General features: G+C 71.5%; 22 protein-coding genes. 8 read left to right on the forward strand and 14 right to left on the reverse strand.

The genetic code is table 11. From position 1 onward, the window contains the following. Window positions 1–72: 72 nt before the first annotated feature. On the forward strand, window positions 73–1,275 hold the full coding sequence (locus AB0C33_RS32260; RefSeq protein ID WP_358294611.1) for a CBS domain-containing protein: 1,203 nt from the start codon (window positions 73–75) through the stop codon (window positions 1,273–1,275). Further along, window positions 1,265–1,732 carry a DUF1003 domain-containing protein gene (locus AB0C33_RS32265; RefSeq protein WP_358294382.1) on the forward strand — a complete coding sequence of 156 codons (468 nt, stop codon included), beginning with the start codon at window positions 1,265–1,267 and terminating at the stop codon, window positions 1,730–1,732. The genes AB0C33_RS32260 and AB0C33_RS32265 overlap by 11 nt, the downstream gene beginning before the upstream one ends. Here AB0C33_RS32265 and AB0C33_RS32270 read toward each other — a convergent pair. After that, window positions 1,716–2,177, reverse strand: coding sequence for a MarR family transcriptional regulator (locus AB0C33_RS32270; protein ID WP_358294383.1), 462 nt, complete (start codon window positions 2,175–2,177; stop codon window positions 1,716–1,718). The genes AB0C33_RS32265 and AB0C33_RS32270 overlap by 17 nt on opposite strands. A gap of 160 nt (window positions 2,178–2,337) precedes the next feature. Here AB0C33_RS32270 and AB0C33_RS32275 point away from each other — a divergent pair, with 160 nt between their 5' ends. Continuing rightward, the gene (locus tag AB0C33_RS32275; protein WP_358294384.1) at window positions 2,338–3,477 is read left to right on the forward strand and encodes an Mrp/NBP35 family ATP-binding protein; all 1,140 of its coding nucleotides are present in this window, start codon (window positions 2,338–2,340) and stop codon (window positions 3,475–3,477) included. Between the two features lie 68 nt (window positions 3,478–3,545). Here AB0C33_RS32275 and AB0C33_RS32280 read toward each other — a convergent pair whose 3' ends face one another. The 4 genes from AB0C33_RS32280 to sigE form a co-directional block, all read right to left on the reverse strand. Continuing rightward, a complete protein-coding gene (locus tag AB0C33_RS32280; protein WP_358294385.1) occupies window positions 3,546–3,911 on the reverse strand; it encodes a sec-independent translocase in 366 nt (121 codons plus the stop codon). An 87-nt stretch (window positions 3,912–3,998) separates the two neighbouring features. Then, the gene (locus AB0C33_RS32285) at window positions 3,999–5,633 is read right to left on the reverse strand and encodes a trypsin-like peptidase domain-containing protein (protein ID WP_358294386.1); all 1,635 of its coding nucleotides are present in this window, start codon (window positions 5,631–5,633) and stop codon (window positions 3,999–4,001) included. A 156-nt stretch (window positions 5,634–5,789) separates the two neighbouring features. After that, on the reverse strand, window positions 5,790–6,314 hold the full coding sequence (locus AB0C33_RS32290; RefSeq protein ID WP_352325383.1) for an anti-sigma factor: 525 nt from the start codon (window positions 6,312–6,314) through the stop codon (window positions 5,790–5,792). Window position 6,315: 1 nt separating this feature from the next. Then, window positions 6,316–6,948 (reverse strand): RNA polymerase sigma factor SigE, encoded by a 633-nt coding sequence (sigE, locus tag AB0C33_RS32295; protein WP_352325382.1) that lies wholly within the window; start codon window positions 6,946–6,948, stop codon window positions 6,316–6,318. Window positions 6,949–7,109: 161 nt separating this feature from the next. On the opposite strand from sigE, the gene AB0C33_RS32300 reads away from it, so the two are divergent. Then, on the forward strand, window positions 7,110–7,748 hold the full coding sequence (locus AB0C33_RS32300; protein WP_352325381.1) for an O-methyltransferase: 639 nt from the start codon (window positions 7,110–7,112) through the stop codon (window positions 7,746–7,748). A gap of 15 nt (window positions 7,749–7,763) precedes the next feature. Here AB0C33_RS32300 and AB0C33_RS32305 read toward each other — a convergent pair whose 3' ends face one another. Both AB0C33_RS32305 and AB0C33_RS32310 read right to left on the reverse strand, forming a co-directional pair. Next, window positions 7,764–9,179 carry a leucyl aminopeptidase gene (locus AB0C33_RS32305; RefSeq protein WP_358294387.1) on the reverse strand — a complete coding sequence of 472 codons (1,416 nt, stop codon included), beginning with the start codon at window positions 9,177–9,179 and terminating at the stop codon, window positions 7,764–7,766. Window positions 9,180–9,254: 75 nt separating this feature from the next. Next, window positions 9,255–9,422 carry a DUF3117 domain-containing protein gene (locus tag AB0C33_RS32310; protein WP_020545024.1) on the reverse strand — a complete coding sequence of 56 codons (168 nt, stop codon included), beginning with the start codon at window positions 9,420–9,422 and terminating at the stop codon, window positions 9,255–9,257. A gap of 159 nt (window positions 9,423–9,581) precedes the next feature. On the opposite strand from AB0C33_RS32310, the gene AB0C33_RS32315 reads away from it, so the two are divergent. Continuing rightward, entirely contained in the window at window positions 9,582–10,379 is a 798-nt protein-coding gene (locus AB0C33_RS32315) for a PaaX family transcriptional regulator C-terminal domain-containing protein (RefSeq protein ID WP_358294388.1), read from the forward strand. A gap of 11 nt (window positions 10,380–10,390) precedes the next feature. Next, on the forward strand, window positions 10,391–11,152 hold the full coding sequence (locus AB0C33_RS32320) for an enoyl-CoA hydratase-related protein (protein WP_358294613.1): 762 nt from the start codon (window positions 10,391–10,393) through the stop codon (window positions 11,150–11,152). A gap of 21 nt (window positions 11,153–11,173) precedes the next feature. On the opposite strand, the gene AB0C33_RS32325 is transcribed toward AB0C33_RS32320, so the two are convergent. Beyond that, complete coding sequence (locus AB0C33_RS32325; protein ID WP_357974337.1) at window positions 11,174–11,719, reverse strand: DNA-3-methyladenine glycosylase I; 546 nt, start codon at window positions 11,717–11,719, stop codon at window positions 11,174–11,176. A gap of 39 nt (window positions 11,720–11,758) precedes the next feature. On the opposite strand from AB0C33_RS32325, the gene AB0C33_RS32330 reads away from it, so the two are divergent. Next, a complete protein-coding gene (locus AB0C33_RS32330; protein ID WP_358294615.1) occupies window positions 11,759–12,064 on the forward strand; it encodes a pentapeptide repeat-containing protein in 306 nt (101 codons plus the stop codon). Between the two features lie 389 nt (window positions 12,065–12,453). Here the strand turns inward: AB0C33_RS32330 and AB0C33_RS32335 are convergent, their stop codons facing one another. The 4 genes from AB0C33_RS32335 to AB0C33_RS32350 form a co-directional block, all read right to left on the reverse strand. Further along, complete coding sequence (locus AB0C33_RS32335) at window positions 12,454–13,038, reverse strand: TIGR00730 family Rossman fold protein (protein ID WP_358294389.1); 585 nt, start codon at window positions 13,036–13,038, stop codon at window positions 12,454–12,456. Window positions 13,039–13,049: 11 nt separating this feature from the next. After that, the gene (locus AB0C33_RS32340; RefSeq protein ID WP_358294390.1) at window positions 13,050–13,850 is read right to left on the reverse strand and encodes a TIGR00730 family Rossman fold protein; all 801 of its coding nucleotides are present in this window, start codon (window positions 13,848–13,850) and stop codon (window positions 13,050–13,052) included. Between the two features lie 238 nt (window positions 13,851–14,088). Beyond that, a complete protein-coding gene (dapE, locus tag AB0C33_RS32345; RefSeq protein WP_358294391.1) occupies window positions 14,089–15,144 on the reverse strand; it encodes a succinyl-diaminopimelate desuccinylase in 1,056 nt (351 codons plus the stop codon). Then, a complete protein-coding gene (locus AB0C33_RS32350) occupies window positions 15,144–15,962 on the reverse strand; it encodes a 2,3,4,5-tetrahydropyridine-2,6-dicarboxylate N-succinyltransferase (RefSeq protein WP_352325370.1) in 819 nt (272 codons plus the stop codon). The genes dapE and AB0C33_RS32350 overlap by 1 nt, the downstream gene beginning before the upstream one ends. Between AB0C33_RS32350 and AB0C33_RS32355 the strand changes: the two genes are divergently transcribed. After that, entirely contained in the window at window positions 15,961–16,818 is an 858-nt protein-coding gene (locus AB0C33_RS32355; protein ID WP_358294392.1) for a hypothetical protein, read from the forward strand. The two genes, AB0C33_RS32350 and AB0C33_RS32355, sit on opposite strands and share 2 nt — an antisense overlap. Window positions 16,819–16,840: 22 nt before the next feature. On the opposite strand, the gene AB0C33_RS32360 is transcribed toward AB0C33_RS32355, so the two are convergent. Both AB0C33_RS32360 and dapC read right to left on the reverse strand, forming a co-directional pair. Then, a complete protein-coding gene (locus AB0C33_RS32360) occupies window positions 16,841–17,515 on the reverse strand; it encodes a DUF4178 domain-containing protein (protein WP_352352881.1) in 675 nt (224 codons plus the stop codon). 78 nt (window positions 17,516–17,593) lie between these two features. After that, window positions 17,594–18,664 (reverse strand): succinyldiaminopimelate transaminase, encoded by a 1,071-nt coding sequence (dapC, locus tag AB0C33_RS32365; protein ID WP_358294393.1) that lies wholly within the window; start codon window positions 18,662–18,664, stop codon window positions 17,594–17,596. Window positions 18,665–18,727 lie beyond the last annotated feature (63 nt).

Raw genomic sequence — 18,727 nt, forward strand, 5'->3', positions numbered from 1 at the left:
ATGCGTTTGATACTGACATGCCAGGCAACCGGGGCGCAACGGCGTCTCACTGTTAGCCTGGCCCACGTGAAGATCTTCGTGGCCCGGCTGGCGGGGACCCCCGTCTTCGACCCCACGGGCGATCAGATCGGCCGGGTCCGCGACGTGGTCGTGGGCCTGCGCATCACCGGCAACCCCCAGGTGCACGGCATGGTCGTCGAGGTGCAGCCGCGCCGCCGGGTGTTCCTGCCGATCACCCGCGTGCGCCGCATCGAGGCGGGCGCGGTCGTCTTCACCGGGCGGCTGAACATGCGCAGGTTCGAGCAGCGCGCCTCGGAGACCCTGGTCATCGGCGAGGTGCTCGACCTGCCCGTGCGCGTCGGCGACGAGCCCATGACCGTCTACGACGTCGCCATGGAGGAGACCCTGCCGTCCCGGTGGGAGATCACCAAGGTCGCGCTCTTCAAGGGCCGCCGGCGCGAGCCCAGGACGGTCGGCTGGACCGAGGTGTCCGGCTTCGACACCCTGCAGAAGGACCAGGGCGCGGCCGGGCTGATCGCCGCGTTCGAGTCGCTGCGCGCCGCCGACATGGCCAGCGCCCTGCACGAGCTGCCCAGCAAGCGGCGCATCGAGATCGCCCGCGAGCTCGCCGACGACCGCCTGGCCGACGTGCTGGAGGAGCTGCCGCCCGACGACCAGATCGGCATCCTCGGCACCCTCGAACCCGAGCGGGCCGCCGACGTCCTGGAGGAGATGAGCCCCGACGACGCCGCCGACCTGCTGCACGACCTGCCCGAGGACCAGGCGGCCAGGCTGCTGGCGCTCATGGAGCCCGGCGAGGCGGCCCCGGTGCGGCGGCTGCTGACCTACGCCCACGACACCGCGGGCGGCGTGATGACCAGCGAGCCGGTCGTCCTGCCGCCCAACGCGACGGTGGCCGAGGCGCTGGCCCACATCCGTCAGCAGGACCTGCCGCCCGCCGTCGCCGCCCAGGTCTACGTGACCAGGCCGCCCACCGAGACGCCGACCGGCACGTACCTGGGGGTCTCGCACTTCCAGCGGCTGCTGCGCGAGCCGCCCTCGACGCTGCTCGGCCGCGTGCTCGACCCCTCGCTCGACCCGATCAGGCCCGACTTCACCCTGCGCCAGGTCCACGCCTTCCTGGCCAACTACAACCTGGTCGCCGCCCCGGTCGTGGACGAGCTGGGCCGGCTGGTCGGCGCGGTGACCGTCGACGACGTCCTCGACCACCTGCTTCCCGACGACTGGCGCGAGGGGGACGACCGTGACCATTGACCGGCTCGACCAGCCTCGGGCGCTGCGCCGCTCGCTGCGCCCGCACTACGACCCCGAGGCGTTCGGCCGCCTCTCGGAACGCATCGCCCGCTTCCTCGGCACGGCCCGCTTCATCGTCTACATGACGGTGTTCGTGGCGATCTGGGTGATCTGGAACATCGCCGCTCCCCCGGCGCTCAAGTGGGACCCGTACCCGTTCATCTTCCTCACGCTGATGTTGTCGCTCCAGGCCAGCTACGCCGCGCCGCTCATCCTGCTCGCCCAGAACCGCCAGGACGACCGCGACCGCATCCAGTACGAGCAGGACCGCGAGGCCGCCGACCGCAACCAGGCCGAGATCGAGTACCTCACCCGCGAGATCGCCGGCCTGCGCCTGGCACTCAACGAGGTCGCCACCCGCGACTACCTGCGCGCCGAGCTCGGCCGGCTGCTGGAGGAGCTCAACAAACGTCAGTGACGTCGAGCCGGGCCAGCAGCGCCCGCACCTCGCCGAGGTCGCCCGCGCCCAGCAGGTCGAGGAACTGGTCCTTGACCCCGCGCAGGTAGGTCGGCGTGGCCTCGGCCAGCCGCGCGGCGCCCGGCTCGGTCAGCACCGCGAACAGCCCGCGGGCGTCGTCGGAGCACGCCTCCCGCCCGACCAGCCCGTGGCGCTGCAACCGGTCGATCAGCCTGGTCAGCCCGCTGCGCGAGAGCAGCACGCGGTCGGCCAGGTCGTTCATGCGCAGCCGCCGCCCCGGCGCCTCGGCGAGCTGCGCCAGCACCTCGTACGAGGCCAGCGGCAGATCGTGGGCCACCAGCAGCTCGGCCTCCAGGCGGCGGGCGATGCGCACCTGGGCCCGCTGCAACATCCGCCAGACCGCCAGCTCCTCGGCGGTGAGCCCCTCGTCGCGCAGCAGAGTCACGCAGTAACCTTAGACGTTGTTGCACAGACACCTAACAGCGCGGATTAACTGAGCGGCGCCCCTGGTTCATACCATGGAGGGGCATTTCTCACTGGCTTTCAGCGCCTGTCACACATAGACCGACTAAGGAGGGACGGCACTCCCTCGTGCCGAGACTTCGATGGCACCAACCCAGGAACAGGTGACGGCCGCCCTCGCCACCGTCATCGACCCCGAGATCCGTCGCCCGATCACGGACCTCGACATGGTCAAGAACATCGAGATCGCCCCCGACGGCGCGGTCCGGGTGGGCGTCTACCTCACCGTGTCAGGCTGTCCGATGAAGGACACCATCACCCGCGACGTGAAGACGGCGGTCGGCAAGGTCGGCGGCGTGACGGACGTCCAGATCGAGCTCGACGTCATGAGCGCCGAGCAGCGCAAGACCCTGCAGACCAAGCTGCGGGGTGACCGGGGCCCGGAGAAGGAGATCCCGTTCAACCAGCCCGGCTCGCTCACCCGCGTCTTCGCCGTCGCGAGCGGCAAGGGCGGCGTGGGCAAGTCGTCGGTCACGGTCAACCTGGCCGCCGCGATGGCGTCCAACGGCCTCAAGGTCGGCATCGTCGACGCCGACATCTACGGTCACAGCATTCCTCGCATGCTGGGCGCCGCCGAGCGTCCCACCAAGGTCGAGGACATGATCATGCCGCCGTCGGCGCACGACATCAAGGTCATCTCCGTCGGCATGTTCAAGCCCGAGGGCAACACGCCGGTCGTGTGGCGCGGCCCGATGCTCGACCGGGCGCTCCACCAGTTCCTGGCCGACGTCTACTGGGGCGACCTCGACGTCCTGCTGCTCGACCTGCCGCCGGGCACCGGCGACATCGCCATCTCGGTGGCGCAGCGGCTCCCGTCGGCCGAGATCCTGGTCGTGACCACGCCCCAGCAGGCCGCCGCCGAGGTGGCCGAGCGGGCCGGCTCGATCGCCGCCCAGACCCACCAGCAGATCGCCGGCGTCATCGAGAACATGTCCTGGCTGCCCTGCCCCCACTGCGACGAGCGCGTGGCCGTGTTCGGCGAGGGCGGCGGCCAGACCGTCGCCGACGCCCTGACCCGCACGCTGGGCGCCCGCGTCCCGCTGCTCGGCCAGGTGCCGATCGACCTGCGCCTGCGCGAGGGCGGCGACGAGGGCAAGCCGCTGGTGCTGACCGACCCCGACTCGCCCGCGGCCGCGGAGCTGCGGAAGATCGCCGCCGGTCTGAGCAAGCGCTCCTCCAGCATCAAGGGCATGCAGCTCGGCCTCGCGCCCAACCGTTCCTGACCCACTCACGCGAAGACGGGCCCGCCCAGCGGAAGCTGGGCGGGCCCGTCGCGCGTCTGCAGGGTGTGTCAGGTGGCCTCGGAGTCGTAGGGGGGCAGCTCGCCATAGGCGAGCTCCGACGGCGGCTCAGCGGCGTCGTAGGACGCGACGGCGGCCGGCTCCAGATCTTTGGGGCGGCCGTTCCAGTCGTCCTCCAGCTCGTCGAGGAGGTGCTTGCGGACGAAGTTCTTCGGGTTGAGGTCGGCGGGGTCGAAGTTCTGGAACTCCGGCCCGAGGCCCGCCCGCAGGTCGTCGCGCGCGTTGTTGGCCATGCGCCGCAGGTTGCGCAGCGTCTTGCCCGCCTGCGAGGCGGCCTGCGGCAACTTGTCAGGACCGAAGACCAGGAGCGCGATGACGATCAGCGCTCCGACCTCCATCCACCCGAGTCCGAACACCGTACGCTCCTACCCGCAGTCCACAATCCTCTCCACAGACTAAAGGCTCCAGCCCGTGGGTGAACCGTCCCCCATGGGTCATATCACTCAGGACGGGGTGGGAGCCGGCTGATCGTCGGCGACGACGGTGAGGGTGGCGGTGCGTTCCGCTCCGGCGCGCTGGTACTTGATGGTGATCTTGGCGCCCGGCGCCTTGCTGCGGATCAGGGCGATCAGCTCGTTGCCGTCCTGCAGCGCCAGCCCGTCGACCTCCAGGATGACGTCGCCCGCCTTCAGCCCGGCCTTGTCGGCGGGGCCGTTGGCGTCGACCGGCTGGCGGCCCTCGGCGGGCTCGGAGGCGATGCGCACGCCCTGGCCCTTGTAGTCCTTGTCCAGCACGATCCCGATCTTGGGACGCTTGGCCTTGCCCGTGGTGATCAGCTCCTCGGCCACCCGCCGCGTCTGGTTCACCGGGATCGCGAAGCCCAGGCCGATGCTGCCGCTCTGGCTGTTCACCGAACGGCTGAGGGTGGCGATGGCCGAGTTCACCCCGACCACCTCGCCCCGGCCGTTGACCAGCGGGCCGCCGGAGTTGCCGGGGTTGATGGCGGCGTCGGTCTGGATGGCGCTGATGTAGGCGGGCTCCTCGGTGGCGGCGCCCGTCTCGTCGCCGGCGATGACCGGACGGTTGAGCGAGCTGACGATGCCCGTGGTGACCGTGCCGCTGAGGCCGAGCGGCGAGCCGATGGCGATCACCGGATCGCCCACCACGACCTGGTCGGAGTTGCCGAGGGTGATCTCCGGCGTGCCGAAGGTCTCCTCGGGCTTGACCACGGCCAGGTCGGAGCCCGGGTCGCGGCCGACGATGCGGCCCGCGGTGGTCTTGCGGTTGTTGAACATGATCTTGATCTCGCCGCCCTTGGCGGCCATGGCGACCACGTGGTTGTTGGTCACCACGTAGCCGTTCTTGATCAGGAATCCGGAGCCGGAGGCGCCCTCGGTGTTGGTGCCGTTGCCGACCTCCAGCGAGACCACGCTGGGCAGGACCCGCGCGGCCACGCCGGCCACCGAGTCGGGCGCCCTGTTGGTCGCGCCCGTCGGGGCCGGGCCGAGGCTGTAGGACGGGTCGGTGCCGCTGCTGCCCGACCTGGTCAGCAGGTACGTGCCGAGGCTGCCGAGCACGGAGGCCACCAGCGCGATGGCCACGGCGATCGCGATCAGCACGCCGGCGTTGAGTCCGCGCCTGGGCAGCGCGCCCGCGCCGGGCCCGCCCTGGGGCGGCGGCGCCCACCCCGGGCCCATGCCCAGAGCCTGCCGCGGCGGCGGCGGGTGGTTGCCGCCGTACGCGCCCATGAAGGGCGGCGGCTGCATCGGCCGCGGCCCGGTCTCCGCCGGCCCGAAGGACGGGGTCTCGTAGGCCCGCGTGCCGCCGGGGCTCTCGAACGGGCTCTCGAACCCTCGCGGCCCGGCGGGGCTCTCGAACGACGGGCCCTCGTACGCCCGCGTGCCCCCGTCCTGCGGCGGCACACCATCGGAACGGCCCGGCGGCTCGTACGGTGACACGCCCGGGGTGTCGGGGCGGCCCGACGGGTCGCCCCAGGACGCGCCGAACGAGGCGGGCGGGTCGGACCGGCGGTCCGCCTGCTCGCCCGGCTCGTCGGCGGGCAGGAACTCCGGCCGCCCCTGTGGCTCGGGGAAGTCCGACGTCGTGCGTCCTTCGCCCGGGCGCGTCTCGTCGGTCATCTACGTCTCACCACTCCTTGCTCGGCCACCGCAATCTTTGCTCTGGCGGCATACGAGGGTCATAAAAGGCTTTGTTTGCGACAAATCCCGAACCCAGATCGTATGCCCCTGGCATCGTCGACTACGCCACCCGAGTATCCCAGGCGAGCCCCCGGTTCAAGGCGTGGCGGTGGGCGGCGCGCTGGTGGCCGGTGAGTGCTGGACCCGCCAGAGCTCGACCGGCGGCGGCGAGGTCTGGGGCCCTGTGCCCGAGACCGCGAAGAAGGTGCCGAGTGCGACGGCGGCGGACACCACGCCCACCGCGACGTAGGCCCCGCGTCGCCTACCGCCCCGCCCAGGGCCCGAGGCCCCAGCGGTGGCGTCCCGGCGCGGGCGGTTGTCCAGGGGCGCGATGCTGTGGGGCCCAGGAATGGGCACCCCCCCGAACGTACGGGTAGGAAAAGGGCGCTCCCTCGGCGGCAGCGGCCCGCCCGGCTCCGCCATGCGCAGCAGCGACATGGTCAGATCGGCCGGCATCGCCGGGCCGTCGAGCGAGCGCAGGCGCGACTTCAGCGCCCGCATCGACTCGACCTCCCGCCGGCAGTCAGCACAGAAGGTCAGGTGGGCGAGCGCGCGATCGCGCTCGGTGTGGTTCAGCTCTCCGTCGACGAGCGCCGAAACGCGTTCTCCTAGATGAGCCATATCAGACTTCCTCCCCACTGATCACGGTCGGGGGGAGTTGGGTAGTACGGGGGGCCCGATGGTCGAGCGCCTCCCGCAACTGCGCCCGGCCACGGTGAATACGGCTTCGGACCGTACCCAGCTTGACGCCGAGCGTGGCCGCGATCTCCTCGTAGGACAGGCCCTCGATGTCACACAGCACGATCGCGGCCCGGAACTCGGGGGCGAGCGCGTCGAGGGCGGCTTGGATATCGGGCTCCAGGTGGGCGTCGTCGAACGCCTGCGCCGGCGACGGCTCACGGCCGCGCAGCCGCTCGGCGGCGTCGTCGGCCAGCCCCTCGAACCGGATGCGCTGCTTGCGCCGCGCCATGTCGAGGAACAGGTTCGTCGTGATCCGGTGCAGCCAGCCCTCGAACGTGCCGGGGGTGTAGCTCGACAGCGACCTGAAGACCCTGACGAAGACCTCCTGCGTGAGGTCTTCGGCATCGTGGACATTGCCGGTAAGCCGGTACGCCAGCCGGTACACGCGTGCGGAGTGAGTCCGCACCACTTCCTCCCATGTGGGAGGCGTCCAATCAGACGACACGGGAGTATCCGCCTGGTGGTCGCTTTCGTCCACCAGCACTCCTCTCTCTGGGACCACCGCTACCGTCATAGTGCCTGGTTTCGTCCCTTCGTGCGCACTGCCTGCCTTCCGGACCGGCAAAGCCCGTTTAAACCTGCAACGCCTTCGGACCGTCCTGAGTTCCCGTCCAGGCGTGACTCCCCTAGGCTGCGATCGGTGACCAATCGCACGAAAGTGGGGGGAGGAGGCCGATGACCAGTCCGGTGGAGGCCACTCTGGCCTATGCGGAGCAGTTCCATCACGAGGATGAGATCCTGCACGCGGCGCGTCAGCGCGGGCTGGAGATGGGTGCGGTGCCCATCCTTCCCGGGGGCGGGGCGGCGCTCTGCTTCCTCGCCACCGTCGTCAACGCCAAGTCGGTCGTCGAGATCGGCACCGGCTGCGGCGTCTCGGGGTTGTGGCTGCTGCGCGGCATGCGCGGCGACGGCACGCTGACCAGCGTCGACGTCGAGCCCGAGCACCAGCGGCTGGCCCGGCAGGCGTTCGCGGAGGCGGGCTTCTCCGGCGGACGGGTGCGGCTGATCTCGGGCCGGGCGCTCGACGTGCTGCCCCGGCTCTCCGACGGCGGCTACGACATGGTCTTCGCCGACGGCGCCAAGCAGGAGTACGTCGACTACCTGGCCGAGGCGGTGCGCCTGCTGCGCGTCGGCGGCGTGGTGGCCTTCGACAACGCCCTGTGGCACGACCGGGTGGCCGACCCCACGCAGCGCGACCCCGACACGGTCTCGCTGCGCGAGCTGGGCAAGCTGGTGCAGGGGGACGACCGGCTGCGGTCGGTGCTCATGCCCCTGGGCGACGGCCTGCTGGCCGCCGTGAAGATCGCCGACTAGCCCGAGCCGCCCGGGTCAGCCCCGGGTCAGCCACTCCAGCAGCACGCGCACGCCGAACCCGGTCGCGCCCTTGGTCAGGGTGCCCTCGTCGACCGTGCTGCGGCCGACCCCGGCGATGTCGAGGTGCGCCCACGGGCGCTTGCCCGCGAACTCCCGCAGGAACAGCGCCGCCGTGATGGACCCGGCGCCGTAGCGCGAGCCGCTCTCGACGTTGGCCAGGTCGGCGATCGACGACTCCAGGGCCGGGGCGTAGTCGTCGATCAGCGGCATGCGCCAGAGCCGGTCGTCGCTGGCCTGACCGGCGGCCAGCAGCTGGGCGGCCAGGTCTTCGTCGGAGGCGTAGACGGCGCCGACGTTGCGGCCGAGCGCCACGGAGATGGCCCCGGTGAGGGTGGCGATGTCCACGACCGCGTCGGGGTCGAGCTCGGCGTCGGCGTAGGCCAGCGCGTCGGCCAGCACGAGCCGGCCCTCGGCGTCGGTGTTCAGCACCTCGACCGTGCGGCCGCCGTAGTGCCTGATGACGTCGCTGGGACGCTGGGCGGTGCCGGACGGCATGTTCTCGGCGGCGGCGATCAGGCCGGTCACGCGTACGGGGGCGCCCAGCCGGGCCAGCGCGGCCAGCACGGCGATCACCACCGCGCCGCCCGCCATGTCGGTCTTCTGGGTCTTCATGTTCTCGGTCGGCTTGAGCGACAGGCCGCCCGAGTCGAACGTGATGCCCTTGCCCACCAGCACGACGTGCCGCTCGGCCGGCTGCTCGGGGACGTAGGAGAGCTGGATCAGCCGGGGCGGCCGGACCGAGCCGCGCCCGACGGCCAGGATGCCGCCGAACCCCTCGGCCTGGAGCTGCTCCTCGTCCCACACCCGCACCGGCAGGCCCTGCTCGGCGGCGCGCTCGGCGAGCCAGGCGGGATGCTTGACCGAGGAGGGCATGTTGGCCAGGTCGCGGGCCAGCGCGACGGCCTCCGCCACGACCTCGGCCCGGCGCAGCGGCTCCGCGTCGGCGCCGGCGAACTCGATCGCCCGCACGCCCTTCCGGCCCTCTTTGCCGATCTTGAAGGTGTATCCGGCCAGCAGCGCGGCCTCGGCCATCGCCGCGACGTCGCCCTCGGGCGGCACCACGGTCAGCGTGTCGCGGCCCTTGACCTTGCGCGCCAGCGCCGCGCCGGCCCTGCGCAACGCCCGCGGCGAGCCGTCGCCCACTCCGTACAGGAGCACGCGCCCGATTCCGCCCGCCCGCGCCACCGGGACCTCGACGATCTCGCCCGCCTCGCCCTTGGCCTCGTAGTGGGCCAGCAGGTCGGCGACCGGAAGGTGCAGCTCGACGTACTGCTCGACAGCGGGACGCAGGTCGGAGGCGTAGGGCACGGCCAGCAGCTCGGCGCCCTCAGGAACCTCGGCGACCGCGGAGACGGTGGTCTCGATGGGCACGGAACCCTCCAAACGTCAGCGACCCTGGCGCCGGACTTACGCCAGGGTCGGAGGATCAGGTTGTCTCGGGAGCGCTCAGCCGACGACGTTCTTCAACGCCTCGCCGAGCGCCTTTGCCTCGTCGGCGGAGATCTCCACGACGAGCCGGCCGCCACCTTCGAGAGGGACCCGCATGACTATGCCGCGCCCTTCCTTGGTGACCTCGAGCGGACCATCGCCGGTCCGCGGCTTCATCGCCGCCATGCGTGCATCCCTTCCTGCCTTGGGCTCCCGCGGCCCGCGATTTCCGACCGCCCGAGGGGGTGGTCGGCGCATTCACGTCTTCTGTGATGTCCTATTCTCCCGCATCGAGAGCCCTCATGGGTAACGATCTCCTCCCAGAATGCGTTGTCGAGCCAGGCGATGGCGTCCAAACTGGACTTCGTGCACGCTCGCGCCGCTCTCTTCGACCTGTACGGAGACCACCTGCGTTCACGCGGTGGGCAGGCGACCGTGGCCGCGCTCGTACGGCTCATGAACCCCCTGGAAATCGCCGCTCCGGCCGTCCGCACGGCGGTCTCGCGGATGGTCCGGCAGGGCTGGTTGCGCCCGCTGCGGCTGCCCCAGGGAGCCGGCTACGGGCTCACGCCGAAATGTGTCAGGCGCCTGGATGAGGCAGCGCTGAGAATTTACCGATCAGGGACACTCGCCTGGCACGGCCGCTGGCACGTGATCGTCATCGAGCCCGTCAGGGAGCGCCAGCGCCGGGAGCGGATCAGGGCCGACCTGACCTTCCTCGGCTACGCCTGCCTGTCGGAGACGACGTGGATCGGGCCGCGCTCCTCCATCGAGCTGGACAACCTGCTGGACGGCGAGGGCGTGCGGGCCGACCGGTTCGACGCGGCGCTGGAGGGCGACCCGCGCGAGCTGGTGGCGCGGGCCTGGGACCTGGCGGCCATCAGCGAGGCGTACGAGCACTGGCACGCCGAAGCTGTCACGCTGATCAGCACCCTGCCCGAGGACGCCCCGCCCGACCGGGTGTTCGCCACCAGGAGCAGACTGGTGCACGGTTGGCGCAACTTCCTGTTCCGCGACCCCGGGCTGCCGGCCGAGCTGCTGCCCGCGGGCTGGCCGGGCGAGAAGGCCCGCACGTTCTTCGAGCAGGAGGCCACCAGGCTGCTGCCCGCAGCCGCCGCGTTCGTCGACAGGGAGCTCATGTGATCCGTTACGACATGGCCGACGCCGTCGCCACCGTCACCCTCGACCGGCCGGAGTCGATGAACTCGCTCACGGCCGAGGTCAAGGCCGCGCTGCTGGCGGCGGTCGGCAGGGCGGCGGCCGACCCCGAGGTCAGGGCGGTGCTGCTCACCGGCTCGGGCCGGGCCTTCTGCGCGGGCCAGGACCTGCGCGAGCACGCCGCCAACCTGGCCGCGGGCCGCGGGCTGGCCGACACCGTGCGCGAGCACTACAACCCGATCGTCGAGCTGATCGCGACCATGCCCAAGCCGGTCGTGGCGGCGGTCAACGGCGTCGCCGCGGGCGCGGGCGCGGCCCTGGCCTTCGCCTGCGACCTGCGCGTCGCCTCCGACAAGGCCAAGTTCGCGCTGGCGTTCGCGGGCATCGGGCTGGCGCCCGACTCCGGCGCGTCCTGGACGTTGCAGCGCCTGGTCGGCCGGGGCCGCGCGACCGAGCTGCTGCTGCTCGGCGAGCCGCTCGACGCCTCCGCCGCGCTCGACCTGGGGCTGGTCACGCGCGTGGTGCCCGCCGACGACCTGCCGAAGACCGCTCACGAGCTGGCCGTACGCCTGGCCGCCGGGCCGACCACGGCCTATGCCGCCACCAAGCGCGCGCTGGCCCACTCCGCCACGCACTCGCTGGCCGACTCGCTCGCGCTGGAGGCCGACCTGCAGGACGCGTGCGTGGCCACCGACGACCACCAGGACGCCACCCGCGCCTTCCTGGCCAAGGAGCGGCCGGTGTTCAGAGGCCGCTGATCGGCCGGTGCTCAGGGGCGCTCAGCGGGCCAGACAGCCCTCGATGTGGTCGTTGACCAGCCCGATCGCCTGCATCAGCGCGTACGCGGTGGTCGGGCCGACGAACCTGAAGCCGTGCTTGCGCAGCTCCTTGGCCAGGGCCTTGGAGCCGGGGGTGATCGCGGGCACGTCGGCCATCGTCCGGGGCACCGGCGCGTCGGGGTCGGCGAACCGCCACACCAGCTCCGACAGGCCCTCGGGCAGGTCGAGCGCGGCCCTGGCGTTGCCGATGACGGCCTCGATCTTGGCCCGGTTGCGGACGATCCCGGCGTCGCCGAGCAGCCGTTCGACGTCGCGCTCGGTGTAGGCGGCCACCTTGACGGTCGAGAAGCCGTCGAAGGCGGCGCGGAAGTTCTCCCGCTTGCGCAGGATCGTCAGCCACGACAGGCCCGACTGGAACGCCTCCAGCGCCACGCGTTCGAAGACCTCGTCGTCGCCCTTGACCGGGCGGCCCCACTCCTCGTCGTGGTAGGTGATGTACAGCGGGTCGCCCATGCCCGGCCAGGTGCACCGGATGAGTTCGGTCACGGGCGCTCGTCCTTGTCCTTGTCCTCTTTGCCCGGGGTCGTGCGCACGGAGTCGTCGTCGTCCTTCTCGGGCTCGTCGTTCTCGGGCTCGTCCTTCTCGGGCTCGTCCTTCTCGGGCTCGTCGTTCTCGGGCTCGTCCTTCTCGGGCTCGTCCTTCTCGGGGTCGGCCTGCTCCGGGAGGCGCCAGTCCGGCTCCTCCGACGGGTCGCGCAGCTCCGGCTCGCCCGCCCACTCCACCGTCGCGCCGCTCGACGTGACCGGGTCGCCGGACTCCGGCAGCTCCCTGGGCGCGGCGGGCGCCTCGGGCTCGTGGTCGGTGCGCAGCCCGGCCCCGGGCGTGGCGTAGATCTCCTGGCGCGCGTGCAGCCGGCTGGACAGCAGCTCCGACACCCGCTGCTCCAGGACGGCGATCCTGGTGTCGCGGGCGCTGATGGCCTGGGCGGCCCGGCGCAGGGTCTCGTCGACGCTCTGCGTGTGGTAGCCGACCAGGTTGACCGGCAGTTGCAGCGCCATGAAGTCGACCGCCGTGAGCTGTCCGGCCTCGGGCAGGTCGAGCGGCGGGACGTCCGGCGGGAACTCGGTCAGCTCCCCGCCTCTGCCGAGGGAGACCAGGACCACGCAGGCCAGGATGGCGATCGCGGCGATGGCGAGTATGACCAGCACATTGGCATCGTACTCATATGGACGAGCACGTTCAGCGATCTACCACAAGTGCGGGCAATCGGGGCAGGCTGCTCAGCCGGTGGCCTCACCCAGCTCGGCGACGCTCGGACGGACCGGCTGCGGACGCGCTTCGAGGTGGGCGAACGCCTCCTCGACCGTGGTCGTCCAGGAGATCGCGTCGAAGACGTCGGCCCGGGTGAAGCCCTCGGCGTGCATGCCGGAGACGAGCTGCCGCAGCGGCTCGTACAGGCCCCAGGGGTCGAGGATCACCAGCGGGCGGTCGTGGATGCCGAGCACCCGCGCCGTCCAGATCTCGAACAGCTCCTCCAGGGTGCCGATGCCGCCGGGCAGCACGAGGAAGGCGTCGGAGCGGGCGTCCATGACGGCCTTGCGCTCGCGCATGCCGTCGGTGACGATCAGCTCGTCGGAGTCGGTGTCGGCCACCTCGATGTCCACCAGCACCTGCGGGATCACGCCGACCGTGAACCCGCCGGCGGCGCGGGCGGCGGAGGTGACCGCGCCCATGCACGAGACCGTGGCGCCGCCGCTCACCAGCGTGTGACCACGCCTGGCGAGCTCGGCGCCCACCTCTTCGGCCAGGTCGACGTACTTCCTGTCGATGCGGAGGCTGGAGGCGCAGAAGACGCAGATGTTCACGGGCCGACAGCTTATTGGGGCTCCGCGGTCTGGGCGGCGGCGGCCTCCAGCTCCTCCTCCCGCTGGTGGGAGCGGGCCCGGTCGGAGTCGGCGATGATCCGCACGGCCTCGTCGGGGTCGTCGGTGACGGAGATCAGGTCGAGGTCCTGGGCGGCGATCTTGCCGGTGCCGAGCAGGGTGCTCTTGATCCAGTCGAGCAGGCCGCCCCAGAACTCCGAGCCCATCAGCACGACCGGGAACGAGGTGACCTTGTGGGTCTGGACCAGCGTCAGCGCCTCGAAGAGCTCGTCGAGCGTGCCGAAGCCGCCGGGAAGGGCGATGAAGCCGCGCGAGTACTTGACGAACATCGTCTTGCGCACGAAGAAGTAGCGGAACTCGATGCCGAGGTCGACGTAGTCGTTCATGCGCTGCTCGAACGGCAGCTCGATGCCGAGCCCGACCGAGACCGCGCCCTCGACCTCGGAAGCGCCCCGGTTGGCCGCCTCCATGACGCCGGGGCCGCCGCCCGTGATCACCGCGTAGCCGGACTCGGCCAGCGCCCGGCCGAGCCGCCGGCCCATCTGGTATTCGGGGGTGCCCTCGGGGGTGCGGGCCGAGCCGAAGACCGTGATCGCCGCGGGCAGCTCGGCGAGCTGGCCGAACCCCTCCACGAACTCGGCCTGGATGCGCAGCACCCGCCACGGGTCCATGTGCACCCAGTCGGACGGACCCTGCCGGTCGAGCAGCCGCTGGTCGTGGGTGGAGCTGGAGACGAGACTCCCGCGCACGACCGCCTGCCCCTGACGGCGTTCGGCTCGTTGCTTCTGTTCCATGGTGGTCACGCTAGTCCTCTCCGTACCGGCCCGCGGCGCCGTTCCCGACCCCGGCCGCGCCCGCCGAAGCGGACACTTTGAGGATGAACGCCCAGGTCGAAGGCCAGATGAAGGCGCCGAAAAAATCTTGGGAAAAGCAGGGAACCGAATTTCGACCCCCCTGCGTCTAACTGCCGAGGGTGCTGCTCGGGACTGAAAGTGGCTTTCCCCGCCAAATGGCCGGCGAGGAAAGCCACTTTCATTTTGTCAGCCAGTCGAGCAGGGCCCGCTCGCTCTCCGTGATCTTCGGCAGCGACACGTACTCGCCCTGCTGGTGCGCCAGGTTCGGGTCGCCGGGGCCGTAGTTCACCGCCGGGACGCCGAGCGCGGAGAAGCGGGAGACGTCCGTCCAGCCCAGCTTGGCGCGCGGGGTGCCGCCGACCGCGGCGGCGAAGGCGGCGGCCACGGGATGCGTCAGGCCGGGCCTCGCCCCAGGCGCCGCGTCGAGGAAGCTCACCTCGTAGCCCTCGAACACCTCGCGCACGTGCTGCTCGGCCTGCTCGACCGTCAGGTCGGGGGCGAAACGGTAGTTGACGGTGACCACGCACTCGTCGGGGATGACGTTGCCGGCCACGCCGCCGCGCACCGCGACCGCGTTGAGCCCCTCGTGGTACTCCAGCCCGTCGACCACCGGCAGCCGCGCCTCGTAGGCGTTGAGCCTGGCCAGCACCGGCTCGATCCCGTGGACGGCGTTGACCCCGAACCACGACCTCGCGCTGTGGGCCCGCTTGCCGGTCACGGTGACGTCGGCGCGCAGGGTGCCCTGGCAACCGCCCTCGATCACGCCGTCGGTCGGCTCCATCAGCACCGCGAAGTCGGCCGCCAGCCACTCGGGGTGGTCCCTGGCGACCCTGGTCAGGCCGTTGCGCTCGGCCTCGATCTCCTCGCAGTCGTAGAAGACGTACGTCACGTCGCGGTTGGGGGCCGGGACGGTGGCCGCCAGCTTCAGCGCGACCGCCACGCCCGCCTTCATGTCGGAGGTGCCGCAGCCGTAGAGCAGGTCGCCCTCCACCCGGCTGGGCAGGTTGGCCGCGACCGGGACCGTGTCGAGGTGGCCCGCGATCAGCACCCGCTCGGCCCGGCCGAGGTCGGTGCGGGCCACGATCGTCTCGCCGGAGCGGTCGACCTTCAGGTGCGGCAGCGCGGACAGCGCCCCCTCGACCGCGTCGGCCAGGGCCTTCTCGTCGCCGCTCACCGACTCGATGTCCACGATCGCGGCGGTCAGCGCGCGTACGTCCTGTGTCAGGTCCAGCATCAGGTGTTCACTCCATGTTCGCGCAGCACCTCGTTGAGTGCCGCCTTGTCGTGCCGCTGCTCCGGCTCCAGACGCTTGATCACCAGCACGCACGGCAGCCCGAACGTGCCGCCGGGGAACTCCTTCTGCCGCGTGCCGCCGACCGCCACGCACCAGTCGGGCACCCTGCCCCTGGCCAGCTCCTCGCCCGTCTGGACGTCGATCACGGGGATCGTGCCGGACAGGATCGTGCCCGCCCCGATCACCGCGCCCCGGCCCACCCGCGCGCCCTCGACGATCATCGAGCGGCTGCCGATGAACGCGTCGTCCTCCACGACGACCGGCACCGCACCCGGAGGCTCCAGGACGCCGCCGATGCCCACTCCGCCGGACAGGTGCACGTTCTTTCCGATCTGGGCGCATGAGCCCACCGTGGCCCACGTGTCGACCATGGTGCCCGAGTCCACGTACGCGCCGATGTTCGTGAACGACGGCATCAGCACCACCCCCGGCGCCAGGTACGAGCCCCAGCGCGCGATGGCGCCCGGCACCACCCGCACCCCCTCGAAAGAGGTCTTGAGCGGCACCCTGTCGTGGTGCTGGAAGTCGCCCACCTGGGAACGTGCCATGCCCAGCAGCCGGAAGGCGAGCAGGATCGCGCGCTTGGCCCGCTCGTCCACCACGACCTCGCCGCCGACCAGGCGGGCGACCCTCGCCTCACCCTTGTCCAGCAGGTCGACGGCGCCGACCACCTGGATGCGGGCCTCCACGTCGGCCGGGGACAGCTCCGCGCGTCGTTCCCACAGCTCGTCCACCACCGGGGACATCACGTGACTCATGGCCACGGAGCTTATCCGGCCGGGTAGGTTCTTCAGGGTGCGCCTGCGCTTCTCCCGTGGAGTCATCACCATCGCGATCATCGTCGTGGTGCTCGCCGTCGGCGTCTCCGTAGGGCTCTACCTCCTGCTCAAGCGGGCGACGCCGCTGGTCCTCCCGGAGGCCTACTGCATGGTGCGCACCCCCGAGGGCGTCCTGACTCTCGATCCGGAGCAGGCGCAGGTCTCCGCGACCATCGCCGCGGTCGCGGCCCGCCGCCGCCTGCCCGAGCGGGCCGTCGTCATCGCGTACGGCACCGCGTTGCAGGAGTCGAAGCTGCGCAACCTCTCCTGGGGCGACCGCGACTCGGTGGGCGTGTTCCAGCAGCGCGAGTCGCAGGGCTGGGGGCGCAAGAAGCAGCTGATGGACCCGGTCTACGCCAGCAACAAGTTCTTCGCCGCCCTGGTGAAGGTCAAGAACTACCGCAAGCTGCCGCTGGCCGAGGCGGCCCAGGAGGTGCAGCGGTCGGCGGGCGGCTACGCGTACGCGCAGCACGAGCAGGACGCCAAGATCCTGGCCGCCGCCTTCACCGGCCGGGTGCCCAGGTCCGTCCACTGCTGGTATCCGCCGCCCAAGCAGACGCCCGCGCCGCAGGCCAGGACCGCCGAGGCGCGCAAGCAGCTGGCCAGGGCGCTCGGCGACCCGGCGATCACGACGAAGAAGCGGGGCTGGCTGGTGGCGTCCTGGTCGGTGGCGTACGCGGAGAAGTACCAGCTGCGGCGCGTCGGCTACAGCGGCGCGACCTGGGTCAACGACGTCGAGGCGGACGGCTGGAAGAAGGGCGGCCAGGCCGGCGACGGCGAGGTCGAGCTGTCCTGACCGCCCGCGTCTCCGGCGGCCGTCAGGTGGCGCGGGTGACGATGGTGATCGAGCCCGGCGGCAGCGGCTGGGCGTAGCTGGCGCTCCAGGCGTGGCCCTGGATGCGGTCGAAGGAGAGCAGACGGCCGTCGGAGGCGTGGTAGTCGGCGAAGTCGAGCAGGCCGCGTTCGGGGTTGCCGGTCTCGCCCTCGCTCCTGAAGGCCGCCGTGCCGCGCTGGATCGGGAAGAACTCCACGCCCTCCATGATCAGCATGCTCTTGGCCGGGACCATGCCCTGCGTCGGCACCTCGGTCCACAGCAGCACCTCAAGATGGGACGCCTCGCCCGCGGCCTTGCCCTCGCGCACCTCGACCGAGAGCCACAGGCGGCGGCGGGCGACGTCGCGCAGCAGGTATTCGATCCACTGTCGGCCCTGCCAGGAGACGTGCATCGCGCCGAGCACCCGGTAGGGGGAGCCGTGCACCTCGATCCGGTCGGCGACCTGGATCGTGCGAGGGTCGGCGTAGTCGGTGCCGGCATGCCCGGGAGCCTCGACCGGCGCCGGCAGCGGGGCCTCGACCGGAGCGACCTCGGCCGGTGGCGGCGGCGCGCTCGACCGGCCCCTCCTGTCCTGCCGCATGGTGGCCAGGAACGCCCCCAGCAACAACAGGACGGTGGCGATGCTCAGCCCGAGTACGACCATGGAGGTCATGCTCATCCGTCAGCTCGCTCCACTCGCGGTCTGTCTCGGCAGACGCCTTTTTTTCAATTTGTCCGTGCGCTACGACGGGCGATCCTACTGGAGGCGGCGCACGGCCGCACTGATGCGTTCGTCGGTGGCGGTCATCGCGACGCGGATGTGCCGTCCACCAGCCGATCCGTAGAAGTCTCCCGGCGCGACCAAAATCCCGATTTCGGAAAGCTTACTCACTTGATCCCACGCGTTCTGCCCATTCGACGCCCATAGGTACAGACCGGCGGTCGAATGGTCGATCGTCCACCCCGCCCGCTCCAGCGCGGGACGCAGCACGGCGCGCCGCGCGGAGTACAGCTCGCGCTGGCGTTCGGCGTGCGCGTCGTCGCCGAGCGCGATCGTCATCGCGTCCTGGACCGGCTTCGGCATGAGCATGCCGGCGTGCTTGCGCGTCTCCAGCAGCCGCTTGACCAGGACGGGATCGCCCGTCACGAACCCGGCCCGGTAGCCGGCCAGGTTGGAGCGCTTGGAGAGGGAGTGGACGGCGAGCAGCCCCTCATGGGAGCCCCCGCAGACGTCGGGATGGAGGATGGAGACCGGCTGCTCTTCCCAGCCGAGCTCGATGTAGCACTCGTCGGAGGCCACGACCGTGCCGCGCTCGCGCGCCCAGGAGACCACCTTGCGCAGGTGCTCGGCGGGCAGCACGCGCCCGGTCGGGTTGCCCGGGGAGTTGATCCAGAGCAGGTCGACGTGCTCGGGGCCGACCGACAGCGTGCTGTCGGAGGCGGTGGCGGTCGCGCCGGCGAGCCGGGCGCCCACGTCGTAGGTGGGGTAGGCCAGCTCGGGGAAGACCACCCGCCGGGCGCCGAGGTAGGTGGGCAGCCAGGCGACGAACTCCTTGGAGCCGATCAGCGGCAGGACGTCCTGCTGGTCGACGGTGACGCCGTGGCGGCGCCGCAGCCAGTCGGCGGCGGCCTCGCGCAGCGCCTTCGTGCCGTGGGTCAGCGGATAGCCGGGGCTGTCCGCCGAATCGCGCAGCGCCTGCTGGACGGCCTCGGGCACCGGGTCGACGGGGGTGCCGACCGAGAGGTCGACGATGCCGTCGGGGTGCGCCAGGGCGCGTTCCTTGTACGGTTCGAGCCGGTCCCAGGGGAAGTCGGGCAGCTTGTTCACGGTTCTCCAGGGTCGTTCGGGGCCGTACACGCCTGCGGCGGACGCGGGCGCGCGGGGCCGCCC

The organism is Nonomuraea sp. NPDC048881 (assembly GCF_040649795.1).
In the GTDB taxonomy this organism is placed as follows: Bacteria; Actinomycetota; Actinomycetes; order Streptosporangiales; family Streptosporangiaceae; genus Nonomuraea.